Source organism: uncultured Pseudoflavonifractor sp., from assembly GCA_904419835.1.
In the GTDB taxonomy this organism is placed as follows: Bacteria; Bacillota; Clostridia; order Oscillospirales; family Oscillospiraceae; genus Pseudoflavonifractor.
This window is the reverse complement of record CAJFTA010000102.1, coordinates 1-13,370: the sequence shown is the minus strand read 5'-3', so window position 1 is coordinate 13,370 and position 13,370 is coordinate 1. Positions and strand designations below refer to the sequence as shown.

General features: G+C 56.1%; 10 protein-coding genes, 1 pseudogene and 1 CRISPR repeat array. Of the genes and pseudogenes, 1 reads left to right on the top strand and 10 read right to left on the bottom strand.

The features are described 5' to 3' along the window. Positions 1-3 precede the first annotated feature (3 nt). Positions 4-2,273: direct repeats of the CRISPR family, unit length 33 nt; unit sequence ATTTCAATCCACGCTCCCCGTGTGGGGAGCGAC. 174 nt (positions 2,274-2,447) lie between these two features. The 7 genes from cas2 to cas3 all read right to left on the bottom strand — a co-directional run bounded on the left by cas2 (position 2,448) and on the right by cas3 (position 10,122). After that, positions 2,448-2,738, bottom strand: a complete 291-nt coding sequence (cas2, locus tag QZY67_RS11885; protein WP_006570575.1) for a CRISPR-associated endonuclease Cas2 — start codon at positions 2,736-2,738, stop codon at positions 2,448-2,450. Positions 2,739-2,745: 7 nt separating this feature from the next. After that, complete coding sequence (gene cas1c, locus QZY67_RS11880) at positions 2,746-3,777, bottom strand: type I-C CRISPR-associated endonuclease Cas1c (RefSeq protein WP_295370564.1); 1,032 nt, start codon at positions 3,775-3,777, stop codon at positions 2,746-2,748. Continuing rightward, positions 3,774-4,436 carry a CRISPR-associated protein Cas4 gene (gene cas4, locus QZY67_RS11875; RefSeq protein ID WP_295370562.1) on the bottom strand — a complete coding sequence of 221 codons (663 nt, stop codon included), beginning with the start codon at positions 4,434-4,436 and terminating at the stop codon, positions 3,774-3,776. Before cas4 ends, cas1c begins: the two co-directional genes overlap by 4 nt. Next, complete coding sequence (cas7c, locus tag QZY67_RS11870) at positions 4,433-5,329, bottom strand: type I-C CRISPR-associated protein Cas7/Csd2 (protein ID WP_294537322.1); 897 nt, start codon at positions 5,327-5,329, stop codon at positions 4,433-4,435. Before cas7c ends, cas4 begins: the two co-directional genes overlap by 4 nt. Before the next feature lies 1 nt (position 5,330). Beyond that, a complete protein-coding gene (cas8c, locus tag QZY67_RS11865; protein ID WP_295370560.1) occupies positions 5,331-7,064 on the bottom strand; it encodes a type I-C CRISPR-associated protein Cas8c/Csd1 in 1,734 nt (577 codons plus the stop codon). Then, positions 7,061-7,723: a type I-C CRISPR-associated protein Cas5c gene (gene cas5c, locus QZY67_RS11860; RefSeq protein ID WP_295370558.1), complete on the bottom strand. Its 663-nt coding sequence runs from the start codon at positions 7,721-7,723 to the stop codon at positions 7,061-7,063. The genes cas8c and cas5c overlap by 4 nt, the downstream gene beginning before the upstream one ends. A gap of 257 nt (positions 7,724-7,980) precedes the next feature. Then, on the bottom strand, positions 7,981-10,122 hold the full coding sequence (cas3, locus tag QZY67_RS11855; RefSeq protein ID WP_366448974.1) for a CRISPR-associated helicase Cas3': 2,142 nt from the start codon (positions 10,120-10,122) through the stop codon (positions 7,981-7,983). Between the two features lie 707 nt (positions 10,123-10,829). Here cas3 and QZY67_RS11850 point away from each other — a divergent pair. Next, the gene (locus QZY67_RS11850) at positions 10,830-11,831 is read left to right on the top strand and encodes a Fic family protein (protein WP_295370555.1); all 1,002 of its coding nucleotides are present in this window, start codon (positions 10,830-10,832) and stop codon (positions 11,829-11,831) included. A gap of 152 nt (positions 11,832-11,983) precedes the next feature. Here QZY67_RS11850 and QZY67_RS11845 read toward each other — a convergent pair whose 3' ends face one another. The 3 genes and pseudogenes from QZY67_RS11845 to QZY67_RS11835 all read right to left on the bottom strand — a co-directional run. Continuing rightward, positions 11,984-12,124: a hypothetical protein gene (locus QZY67_RS11845; protein ID WP_277215757.1), complete on the bottom strand. Its 141-nt coding sequence runs from the start codon at positions 12,122-12,124 to the stop codon at positions 11,984-11,986. An 18-nt stretch (positions 12,125-12,142) separates the two neighbouring features. Beyond that, entirely contained in the window at positions 12,143-12,712 is a 570-nt protein-coding gene (locus QZY67_RS11840) for a recombinase family protein (RefSeq protein WP_295370552.1), read from the bottom strand. Positions 12,713-13,011: 299 nt separating this feature from the next. Beyond that, positions 13,012-13,370: pseudogene (locus tag QZY67_RS11835) on the bottom strand (hypothetical protein); the annotation flags it as partial.

Genomic DNA, 13,370 nt, shown 5'->3' with positions numbered 1-13,370 from the left:
GCGATTTCAATCCACGCTCCCCGTGTGGGGAGCGACGATTTGGACAATCTCAAAACGGAGGTTGAGCGGCTATTTCAATCCACGCTCCCCGTGTGGGGAGCGACAAGGCTCTTGCCGGTGATGCCCTTGCCCTCAAAATTTCAATCCACGCTCCCCGTGTGGGGAGCGACCCACGCTTCACCGGACATTTCAACGGCACCTGCTCATTTCAATCCACGCTCCCCGTGTGGGGAGCGACTCATGTTTGGATTTGACAGGGGAGTGGTAAAGGATATTTCAATCCACGCTCCCCGTGTGGGGAGCGACTATAGCAGAGCATCAAGGCTGTATCTGCCCAGGGATTTCAATCCACGCTCCCCGTGTGGGGAGCGACCGGAGAAATGCCGGAATATATACAAAAGGGCAAGATTTCAATCCACGCTCCCCGTGTGGGGAGCGACCTACGAGGCAGCACTGGCCCTGGAGCGGACGGGGGCATTTCAATCCACGCTCCCCGTGTGGGGAGCGACGCCACCGGTGGGTGGCATCCCCCTGGGCCCTGGTTGATTTCAATCCACGCTCCCCGTGTGGGGAGCGACTGCCCACCTGCCACAGGCACATCCGGCGGGTGAGATTTCAATCCACGCTCCCCGTGTGGGGAGCGACGACTCGGTTTTCCGGCAGGTGTTCGTCGTCGTAGGTATTTCAATCCACGCTCCCCGTGTGGGGAGCGACCCGGCGTGCCAGCCCCGGCAGGTCCAGGGAAGAGTCTATTTCAATCCACGCTCCCCGTGTGGGGAGCGACCAAAGCTGCAGCCCGCCCCGTCGGAGCACGGGGATTTCAATCCACGCTCCCCGTGTGGGGAGCGACCAGGGCATGTTTGATGGGATGCGGGGCATGTTTGATTTCAATCCACGCTCCCCGTGTGGGGAGCGACCGTATCCGCCCCCTTCGGCGCTGAGCGCTACCGATTTCAATCCACGCTCCCCGTGTGGGGAGCGACACGGGCAACCAGGCGGCTGGGAACGGAGTGCAGGGATTTCAATCCACGCTCCCCGTGTGGGGAGCGACCGCAGCCGCAGGAGGCGGGGCAGAGAATACGAGGTATTTCAATCCACGCTCCCCGTGTGGGGAGCGACGCTACCGCAGCGAGTTCTACACCGCCAACGGCTGATTTCAATCCACGCTCCCCGTGTGGGGAGCGACGAGTGGATTGAGCGGGCAAGGCAGCTGACCGATGATATTTCAATCCACGCTCCCCGTGTGGGGAGCGACCTCTGTACCAGTACCGCATAAATAGCGACGCAGACCAATTTCAATCCACGCTCCCCGTGTGGGGAGCGACGAGTATGCTGTCCAAAGGCGATTACCTCCTTTTGATTTCAATCCACGCTCCCCGTGTGGGGAGCGACGATTCCGGTTATATCAACTGGCCGGACTATCAGAATTTCAATCCACGCTCCCCGTGTGGGGAGCGACCTGCTGGCCGTCGTTGCCCTTGAAGTTCATAAACTATTTCAATCCACGCTCCCCGTGTGGGGAGCGACATACAAAGTAACAGTATTGGTATACTTGGCACTACTGATTTCAATCCACGCTCCCCGTGTGGGGAGCGACTTTCCTGTTTTTATGATGATTTTCAAAGAAAGGTATTTCAATCCACGCTCCCCGTGTGGGGAGCGACTTGCTGTATGCTTCGAGTTTTTCCAGGCTTTCCTTATTTCAATCCACGCTCCCCGTGTGGGGAGCGACGCAGGGCAACTGCCGGGGGAAGGAGGAAAGGAGATTTCAATCCACGCTCCCCGTGTGGGGAGCGACTTTGCCCTCAACCCCATGTCCCCCGGCAGCTTTATTTCAATCCACGCTCCCCGTGTGGGGAGCGACTTGAAGTAGTCACGGACATGAGGCGGAAACGTTTTATTTCAATCCACGCTCCCCGTGTGGGGAGCGACGCGCTGTGGTTATGGACGCCGGCATGGAGGACGCCGGATTTCAATCCACGCTCCCCGTGTGGGGAGCGACTAGTAGTCCTTCTCCTGTATCTCCTCGCCGTTGCGATTTCAATCCACGCTCCCCGTGTGGGGAGCGACCAAGCCCTACGAGGTGATCTCCGTCAACGACGTGATTTCAATCCACGCTCCCCGTGTGGGGAGCGACTGATCGCACAGGCTCTGGTGGTTGGCCGGGTCAATATTTCAATCCACGCTCCCCGTGTGGGGAGCGACGGCATCCTGCGGGAGTGCAGCGTGGGGGTGGCGGTATTTCAATCCACGCTCCCCGTGTGGGGAGCGACAGCAGATATACACAAATAAATACCTGCAAATTTGCGCATTTTACACAATTTTTAAGTGCATATATTAAATGCTGAAAAACTATAAGAGAAAATAGCGTATCATGATTCGTGGGAAACGGCTGGATATAAGTGCGAACCTCCCTGAGAATTTATGGGGGCTGGAGCCTCGCACACTTATAGAATCAGAGGGTCTTCCGGCAGATAGGAAGTTTTGCGGCCGAAGTGATCGATCTTGTTTTCGTAGCGGCTTCCGAGATAGTAAAACCGCAGGCTGTCCTTCTCCTGGTCCATGATCTCCAACAGCTTTGCCTGAAGCATTTTGCACTGGGCTGAGTCCAGCAGACATTCGAACACAGAGCACTGTACACGCTGACCATAGTTAACGCACTGTCTGGCAATTTGCCGCAGACGTCTGCGTCCGGCAGCATCCCCGGTATTAACATCGTATGTAATCAGTACTAACATAACATACTCACTTCCACAAAAATGGAGGATAAGCGTCCAAGTCATTCCTGAGATATCGTGCCAGAAGCAGCGCCTGCAGATAGGGTACCAGCCCCCACGGTACCTTTTCACCCAGAAAAGGATGCGTCATAGTATCCTTTTTGCGCTCCTGCCATCGTTGAAGAAAGATACGCCGCCCGCTCTCACTGAGAAAGACGCCGCCGTTCTCACGATATTCGAAGTCTGACTTCTGAAAGATACGGTTGTTAATGCAGGTCAAGACAAAGCGATCCGCAATACAGGGGCGAAACTCCTCCATCAAATCAAGCGCAAGAGAGCTGCGGCCTGGACGGTCTCGGTGGAGAAAGCCTACATAGGAGTCCAGACCCACACTCTCCAGTGCCCATGCACAGTCATGGGACAACAGGCTGTAAGAAAAGGAGAGCAGAGCGTTCACAGGGTCAAGGGGCGGTCTGCGGCTGCGGGTATGAAACTGGAACAGAGTTGAATCACCCAAGATCAACTGCTCAAATACACCGAAATATGCGGTGGCGCCGGCGCCTTCCAGGCCGCGCAGAGAGTCCAGATCTGTCTCGTCCAGAAGTTGTGGCAGAAGCGCCTTCAGCTGCCCGGACACGGCCTCCAGACGCCCGGTGTCAACCCGGAGGCCGTGGTCACGGCGGGTACGTTCAATGCTCCAGCGGGCATTGTACATCTTTCCAAAGACCATAGCACGTGCGACAGCACAGCTCTGGACAGGATCATCTGCCACACGGTACTGGGCGCGGCGCAGAAGAACATTTCCATTGGCCTCACCGGTAACCCGGGCCAGAAATTTTCCTCTTGGCGTGCAGAAAGAGAGGGAGATTCCCCGCTGTGCACAGGCTCCCATCAGTGCAGGAGAGGCGCCCGGATAGGAAAAGGAGAGAATAGCGGAGAGGGTGTGGAGCGGATAGCGGGCCACTACCGTATGTTCCCGGTTGGCTACGACGTTTTCGCCGTCCAGAGAGAGATAGATGTCCTCTGAGGTTACAAACAGGGTATTGAGCAGATGTCTCATGTCTCACCCTCCAGTGCGTCATGCAGATAGGACTCCACGGCTTTCCCTTTCATCAGAACCGGTAGACATAACTCTTTCAGCGAGCAGGCACTGCACCCTTTGGAGGGCTTTACCTTTGGCGTGTATCCCCGGCGGCTGAGCTGGTGCATCTCCTCCAGCATTGTCTGCACTTCTTCCCGTAGCTCTGCGGAAAAGGGCACTAACGTCCTCCGCCTGGTCTCGCCGTAGAAAAGGGCACCCGCCTGGATGGTACAGCAGAGCATCTCTTCCAAGCACATGGCCTGGGCACACAGCTGGAGTTCATCCGCCTGATGGGCTTTTGGTGCGCCGCGTTTATACTCCACAGGGAAGGGGACCCACAGCCCCTCCTCTCCGTAGAGCGAGATGCCGCTGGGGTCTGCGTGAAATTCCACCACGTCACATTTTCCGGATATCCCCAGGGTGGGAGAGGCGATGGAGAGACCACGCAGGATCAGCGTGTCTCCCCGTCGCTCCCGGAGCTGCTCATCGTGAGCACGGCGATGGAATAGATCACCTTCCACGGTGCGCAGATTTTCCTGCCACTGCTGTTCCACATGGATAAGGGCCCACTGGCGACGGCAGAAGGCAAAGTGCTGCAGACCGGAGAGCTGGAGGTAGTCCTCCTCGGCATAGATCACCCCATCCGCTGACAGGTAACGCCGGCAGGGAGGGCGGCCTCGTCCACGGCGACAGTATAGTCCTGATAGGAGCGGGCAGGGGAGGGATCGTCGGGATTTTTCCTGGTGACGGTCACGGCGTCAAACAGCTTCCAGGCGGGCGCACAGCCCAGCTCACTGTCGTGCTTGAAGACAATCAGCTCCCGTACCGCCATCTTGCCCCGGGCGGCGGAGTGGTCGTGCTCAAACATGTTGAGAATAGCCTCCCAAAGCAGGGACAGATCCTCTTCGGAGAAGCCGGTGGTCTTGCGGGCCAGATTGGCGGAGATATATCCCTCACAGCGGTAAAGCCCGTAAGGGACGATGTACTTGCGGCCCATCTCGGTGCCCTTCTTCTCCGCGTCAGCCTCGGTGGTGATGGCAACCCGGGTGATGGTGACCTCCTGGGGGACCACCGGCTCCACGCTGCGGGCAAAGCCCAGCTGGACCGGACCACGCACCTGACCGCAGTTCAGAGCGGCCTTTACAAAGGTGGTCATCACCGCGCCGAAAGTGCGGATGTCATAGAAATTGGCGCACATCCAGTCCCGGATCTTTCGATCCAGGTCGGGGTCGGCTTTCTTCTTTTCCTTCACGGTTTTCTCTGTGACATCCAGCTCGGCATACGCCTCCGCGTCACTGCGGTTGAGGGGAACACCGTCCTTGACATAGATACGGTAGCCGGTGGCGTCTTCCTTTACGGTTTCCACATAGTTGCGGATCTTGCGCTTGAGGCACACATCGGTCACGATGCCCAGGCCGGTCTCCGGGTCCACCCGGGGCATGTTGCCCGCATCGGGGTCACCGTTGGGGTTGCCGTTTTCCACATCGAAGAGGATGACGAATTCATAGCGGTTCTTGATAGGCTCAGACATATTACTTTTCCTCCTTTTTCTCAAAACGGACCTGGGTCTGGTGATAGTAGCCCAGCTGGAAGGAACCCTGCTGGGGCAGATTCAAACGCTGAGGATAGCCCTCGCCCAGCTTGGAAAGCAGGGCGGTGAGCTGTTTGTCATGGTAGGTACGCAGGCCGGTGTCCAGCTTTTTCAGGTGCTTCTGGGCCAGATTCAGCAGCACGGGGAACACGATGGCAGGGGTGGCGGAGGCAGAGTTGAAGTACTTGTCCTTGATGGTGGAGTTGATGCCCGGGTTGGCGGCGGACTGGATGGTCTCCAGCACGGAGAACAGACGCCCCAGGTTGTAGGGAAGGTTGGAGCTGTCGGGATTGAGGGACACGGTCAAAACCTCCTTTGGTACATCGGAATGTGGATTTTTCAGATAATACGCCTTGATAATGGCGGCCCTGCCCCGGGTGACAGCGTGTTCCGCACGGATGCGCAGCGTCACGCCGGACAGCAGGGTGGCCGGGTAGCGGGTGTCTGTGAGAATGGACCGCAGCACTTCGCCGGCCATATTGGGGGACGGGGTTTTGTCACGGCTGTTCTGGTTTACGGTCTCGTCCAGCAGCTTCCACAGGGGCAGAACATCAAATTTGTCATAGGCGGGTTTGACAATCTCCAGCCGCTGCTGGTGAGCCTGGGCGTTTTTCAGAAAATGACCGAAGGTATTGTGCAGGAAAGAGCGCACTGACAGGCGGGCGGCGTTGGGAGAGAGCCCCAGAATATAAAATTCCATATTGGGGTCCAGCCGCTCCTCATCCAACTCCACCGGACTCCCGTCGCACAGATTTTTCAGTGCGCCCTGGAGATCCGTCAGCGTGTAGGAGGGCTCCTGGCCGAAGAGTGCCCAGCCCATCAGATTCTGGTAGACCTCCCCGCCGCATTTGGCCCAGCAGACCACCGTGGCGTCCCCCATCCGGTAGACATGCTCCCGGTCGGAGAGCAGATGGTTGAGGGCGGTAGTATAGGCAAAGGCGGCGTATTTGCTGGTAGGGGCGTTGTAATTCTGCTCTTTGCCGTAGGAACAGAACGCCGGGGCATTAAAGGATACCAGAGCCGCGCCGCTGGACTGGGCGCCCTGTACCTTTTTGATGGGAGGATGGATGTTTTCCACCGGTCCACGCTCTCCAGTAACCAGGCAGACCATCTGAGGGCCGTCTTCCGCAGCCTGATAGTGATGGTCCCAAACCTGACGAATCAGAGCGTCCTCGTGGACGAAGGAGCCATCGCAGCGGAACACCAGATTGGCACCTGCCATCAGTTCGTCCCAACAGGGGATAAGGGCGGGGTGTTCTGCTGCCTGTTCCGGATGCCAGTTTTCAAAAAAGGCCAGCAGCGCCCGGGCAGCAGGGCTGTCTACTGCTTCCAACAGGTCCTGGTGGAGACTTTTGCACGCCTGGAAGCACTCCAGGGCACGTTGGGGCTTGCCCTTACTGTCCACGCCCAGAAGATAGCTGGACGTGTCACAGAGGAAGTTAGCCGCCACGCCGCTGGTGCGCTTCACCGGAGCCGGGAGCGTCATGGGCTGCGGTGCCAGCACAGTCTTTTTCCCTTTTTTCTGTTCGGTTTGGACGGAGATAACCTGATCCAGGGTTCCGTCTGCGCCGATACAGAGCGCGTAGGAGACGTTGACAGTACTCCAGCCCGGGGGAGAGATCTCTCCCCTGTCCGCCAGGGTCCGGTAGTATTCGGTCAATGCCTGCAGGATCATCGCCGTACCTCCTCGCTGTCCCAGGCCGGTACATCCAGCACACCGTTTTGGAGAACACCGCGGAAGAAGAGAGGGGTAATGTCCTCCGGATTGGTATAGTCCATGTCGTAGAGCATCCAGCCCAGGTCCCGTTCCCCTTTCAGTTCGTCAGGACAGGGCGGTATCTCCTCACACAGGCGGAAGTGGGCGGGAAACTCCCGACAGCCGAAGCAGGGCTGGTGATAAAACTGTCCTTTCTGAATCCGACGCTTCATAATATCCTGGAATTTTCCCGGGTTGTCTCCAGGTGCGGCGTTCTCCGTCATCTCAAAATGGGCCTCAATCACATAGCGCACATCCCGCAGCAGCAGTGCGGCGCGCTGCTGAATCTCCTGCGAAGTGCTGAGATACAGCTCACCTGTTCCGCGTTCCATCACCGTGCGGGCTGTGGTGGCGGAGACCGTGGATTTGACCTCGTTGCGCCGCAGATTGGTGAAGCGGATGGGGGCACAGACATGGATGCGGTCGATGCGCCACCGCATTCCCGGATGCCAGTAAATGGCCTCGATCAGCCCTCTGGCCGCTGAGGGGGTCATCACATCATAGCTGACCCGTTCAACCTTCATCTCCGGACGTGTGAAGAGGGCATAATCTCCCCAAACCTCCAGTTTTATGGACATAGGCGTCACTCCTTTCTAAAATTTAGTTTCCGTATATATCCATTTTTGTAATGACATTAATATAACACGGAAGTATATGTAAGTCAACATATATCTTTTCTAAATCAATGAAGATTGAAAAGAGAGTTTGCAAATCAGAAAGAGCTTATGGTATACTCACATAAGTCGCAGAAGTGCGTGGATTGAAATATTGAGTTAGAGAAGATCCTGGCTGGAGAGGTGGAGAAGCGTTTATGCTTCTCCACCTCTATTTTGCCTTAGACAAACAGAGCCTTTCCGCTATCTGCCTCCAGAGAGAGCCCGGTCTCGCCGGAGTAGAGGGCTGTGTTTCGCAGGATAGCTGCGCCGTTCTCCAGCACCTCCAAATCGCCTGCGCTCTCCAGTGCGGCAAAATGCTTTTCATAGATGGCAACACCGTACTGTCCCAGCTGACGGAACAACTGCCGGCTGCTCATACCGGCGCGCAGCTGGTCCACAAGCGCCGCTCCCTCTCCAAGCGGGATATAGACTGTCCTGGTGGGTGAGTCGATGAGATGGAAGCGTTCCGCCACAGTGCGGAACGGGAAAAACTCCGACTGAATAAGGGGAAGGATTCGCTCCTTGTCCTGGGCCTCTTTGCCCTTCAAATCCAGAAGCTGGTGAAAATAATCGTGGATGGCCACCGGAGAAGCGATGTCCTCATGGCGGGCCATGACATCCCTTCCGGCGCCGATGGCGGCGGAAAACAGCGGAGGTGCTTTGTTCTCGCCTTCAAAAATGTAAACAATACTCTCCTCAGCGGAGCGCTTTCCTTCCCGGTTGCACCGTCCGGCAGCCTGGAGGATAGAATCCAGTCCGGCCAATTCACGGAACACGGTGGGGAAATCCACATCTACACCGGCCTCAATCAGCGAGGTGGAGACCACACGGCAGGGAAGACCCTCCTTCAGGCGCCGGCGGATCTCCGCCAGCTGCTGTTTCCTGTGGCTGGGGCACATGAGTGTGGACAGGTGGAAGCTGCCGGCTCTGTCCAGGCGGGTGTATACCTCCTGGGCGGCCTTCCTGGTGTTGACGATACACAGGACCTGGCTGCGTTCATTGAGCCGCGCTGCCAGCTCATCCCAGGTGAGGCGGCCTGCCTGGAGAAAGGAGACACGGCGGAATACCTCCCACTGGCAGGTGTCGGCAGGGCAGAGTTCACGGATAGGGACGTTGGGAAGAAATTCGCGGAAAATTGATTCCAGAGCGGGCTGGGTTGCCGTACAGAGGACGGCGGAGACACTGTAATGCGCCACCAGCTGGGAAATAGCGTGGACACAGGGACGGAGAAAGGGGAGGGGCATCATCTGAGCCTCGTCAAAGATGACCACGCTTCCGGAGATATTGTGGAGTTTGCGGCACTGGGAGGAACGGCAGGCATACAGGGACTCAAAGAACTGCACCGCTGTGGTCACCACTACCGGTATGTCCCAGTTTTCTGTGGCTCTGGCCATACGGATGGTGTGGGGATTGGCCTCGCCTTCCAAATCATAGAGGACATTGGCGTGGTGTTCCAATACGTTCTCCGGTCCCAGTATCCTGCGGAAAGTCTCTGCCGTCTGTTCAATGATGGAGGTGTAAGGGATAACATAGATTATCCGCCGCAGACCATGCCGTCTGGCGTGAGCCAGGGCAAAGGCCAGGGATGCCACCGTCTTTCCGCCGCCGGTGGGTACGGTGAGGGAAAAAAGTCCGGGCTGCTGCGTCTCGCCCTCCTGAAGACAGCGCTTCAGAATTTGACAGCGCTGTCGGTTCAGTTCACCCTTTGGAGGAAACCAGCCCGATATGTAGTGGTGGAGCCTATCCCACAGCTGATCCGCAGAGAACTGGATCTGCTCTCGGCTCTGTGCCTCCATAAAGGCTTCGGTGTCCAGAAAGTCGGCGTCCACCAGACAGGAGTAGAGCATCCGGGTAAAAAACATCCCTTCCGGCATTCCGTGCTGTACAAAGCTGGGAATGTCCGCCTGGGGCAACTGTACCTCCTGCCGCCAGCTGTCATAGGGTTCCAGAAGGTTCCGCTCTTTTCGCTTTATGCGGCCGCACAGAGTGGCCAGTTCCGGCCCATCCCCCTGGCCGCCGCCGTCAGGCAGACCACCATGGTGACCTGCTACTGCAAAAGCGGCAAAGGGCTGCCTGCGCTGCCAGCACTCCGCCGCACCCGCTGTGGCGTGGTCTGTCCTGGGGCCACCGTGAAGCCTCCGCTGGAAAGCAGCGCTGTACTTTCCGATATCATGGGACAGTCCGGCCAGTTCTGCCTGCGATTCGCCCCCAAAAGGCTGAGCAAATGCCCTGGCCAGCGAGGCAGTTCCCAGCAGGTGGGTTAGGACCGTCTGTGTCCGCCCGTCGTCGGTGAGATGTGCCAAACAGGGAGAATGGTCCATAGTAGATACCCCTTTCGCTCTTTCTTTGTCCTCACTATAGCACACAAGTAGTCCAATAAACAGTACTGTTCTAAAAATGCCAATATTTTATCTGATAAATACTGATTTTGTTGTGCTGTCATGTCTGCAAAAATTTGGCGTGAGCGGGGAAAATATAAAAATCTTATGGGGCAAAGCTATGTTCGGATTTCCAATCCAACAAAGCACAAGGAGATGCACAACTATGACCAGTTCCAAGAACTATAAGTGTGCAGACCGCACCGCGCCAGGGCATGAGCAGAATATCCAATACATAGCGACATGCCTATTGTAAACGATGCCCTTTAAGAAATCGCCTCCAGTTCGTGAAAGCGGAATTTGATGATGCTCTCTTTTTTCTCGCTCAGTTCCACCCGTTCGATGAGGCTGACCAGCAGTTCCCGACTGGTCAGTGCCGACTCCAAAAACTGTTTCACCAGCGCCTTGGCTTTTCTTCGGTGTTCACCGGCTGTTTTGCCTGATGATTGCTATACGTGGAATGGGACCAATGAGCCCGTCCATAAAGCGCTACGCACTCCTCAAGCAACTCCGCCAGATTGTTGGCGTGGTTTTACAACCTCTCCTTATATCGAAAAGGAAAGCATCACTCAAATGCAATTCCGTTTTGATTGATGAAATGAGTGATGTGCGGTATAATAAAAACAACGATTAACCCAGCGAGGTGTTACATGAGAAACCAAAAGCCTCCTTTTGAAATCACCAATCAAATGATTGACTATGTGGCGGAAATTGCGGAACTGGTGGGGAAATTATCGGCTGTAGCTTCTCTTTCTGCCAATCCGATGCTGCGGCGCAGCAATCGGATCAGAACCATCCATGGTTCTCTGGCCATCGAGCAGAACACCCTTTCCTTGGAGCAGGTAACTGCTGTGCTGAACGGAAAGCATGTTCTGGCTCCACCCAAGGATATTGCTGAAGTCAAGAATGCCTACGAAATTTATGAGAGACTAGATGAACTTGATCCCTATTCCGTGGATGATCTTCTGACTGCTCATGGCATTATGACACGGGGGTTGGTGGAAGAGTCCGGCGTATTCCGCAGCCGTCCTGTGGGTGTGGTAGACAGTGAAGGGCATGTCCTGCATTTTGGCACGCTTCCACAGTATGTCCCTGACCTGGTGATGGAACTTCTGGACTGGGTAAAAACCAGCGAGGTACACATGCTGATCCGCAGCTGTGTGTTCCACTATGAGCTGGAACTGATTCACCCTTTCGCTGATGGAAATGGACGTGTAGGACGCCTGTGGCATACCCTGCTGCTTTCCAAATGGAATTCGGCGTTTGCCTGGTTGCCGGTGGAGTCTATCATTCACGACCGGCAGCAGGAGTATTACGCAGCCATTAACGCTTCCAATGACACGGGAGAATCTACGATATTTATTGAGTTCATGCTCTCGGCCATCAAAGCATCACTCATAGAAGCAATTAGCACGAGTGATGAAATGAGCGATGGAAAGATGGATAAGGCAACCCTCCGCTGGAACAAGATTCAGGAGTATCTAAAAACTCACGACTATATCATGAACGCCGATGTGCGAGAACTGTGTGGGGTATCGGCGGCAACGGCAAATCGGATTCTATCGAGTTTTGTTGAGGAAAGAAAATTAAGCAAATACCGCGAAGGCGGACATTGGGCATATAGCATGCAATCGTATGGCCGCTTACAATAATGGCGGCACAATCCCCAACATGGACGAAACCCGGAAAACCTGTCTACGCCAGGCTTTCCGGGCTTCGTTTACATTAGCGGTGTTGCGATACATAAGAAACTTACGCTTTTGCGGCACAGCCTTTGGCTGGGTATTTAAAGTTTGATTTTGCATTACGCCTTTGTATTGTTCTGAATGCGGAGGAGCATCTGACGATAGGCGGCCTCAGTGATGACGCCCCGGCGGTAAAGGGTTTGGTTATAATAATTCAGCCATATCTGGGAGACGACTGAACTGTGGAGCTGCTTTGTCATGGGAAGCCTCCTTTGGGGTTATTTTTCCCGATGGAAGGAAGTGCTATACTGAACTTTCCGGTAAAACGTGGCCTTGCTCATATTGAGCTTCTTCATAGCCTGAACAGCGGTAAGTTCTCCCCTCCGCCATTGGGCGGCCACCCTGTCAAAGTCCGGGGAGGAGATGGGCTTGCGGCCCCTGTACTTGCCCTGGACTTTGGCAATCTCGATGCCCTCCCGCTGGCGCTGAAGGATATACTCCCGCTCCAACTCGGCAACAGCGCCAAACACAGTGAGTATAAATTTCCCGGTGGGGGTGGCGGTGTCGATGGCCTCCTTCTGGGACACGAACTCCACTCCCTTTGCGGCCAGCTGTTCCACCAGCTCCAGCAGGTCCCGGGTGTTGCGGGCAAAGCGGCTGATGGATTCCACGATGACGGTATCACCCCGGCGGACATAGGACATCATCTCTTTCAGCTGAGGACGTTCAGAATTCTTGCCGCTCATTTTATCGATGTAGATTTGCTCCACGCCCAGGGTCTCCATCAAAACCTCCTGACGGACCGTGTTCTGCTCTTGGGTGCTAACCCGGATATAGCCAATCTTCAAATTGTATTACCTCCCTGTCCCAATAGGGTCGGTTGGACAAATGGAACGTCTCAAATGCCCGGAACCGACCCTATCGGGACGCTTTTTGCTGGTCTCACAGAGGTATACCCCAATGAGACGCCGGGAAACGGGAGAGCCATCGGAGTGCAGACCGCCTGTGCCGGAAATGCTCCGTCCAGGCATCCCCGGTGGTGTTGTCCAGAGCAGTCCAGCCCGTGTCCTCCCTGGCCAGAAAGCGGCCATGGGGCTGCCGGCTGCTCATTACCGCCAGCAGCCTGGACGGCGAAACATCCCGGACGTCAGAGCATCTCGGTCTCATAGAGAGCCTCCTCAATCTCGTCGGTGGTCCAGCCTTCCTCCAGCATGGCGTCAATGTGGGCCGGGCTGTACCCGAAGGCGGAAGCCACGTTCTTCAGTGTCCGGAGATAGTGGGACTGGGCGTTGTACCGGACCGGTGGGGAATACCAACCATAGAAGGGCCAGGACTCCTGCTGCCGGAACCGGTCTGTCCGGCGGCTTCCATCCGCCCGGATGGTCAGGATTTCTCCACCGTCCACCTCCACCTCTGTGGAAAACATTCCGTTTAGCCAAGTGCGGTTCAGAGCCTTCCGCAGGATTTCCTCCGTAGAGGCGTACACATAGAGGTCCGGGCCGGGAA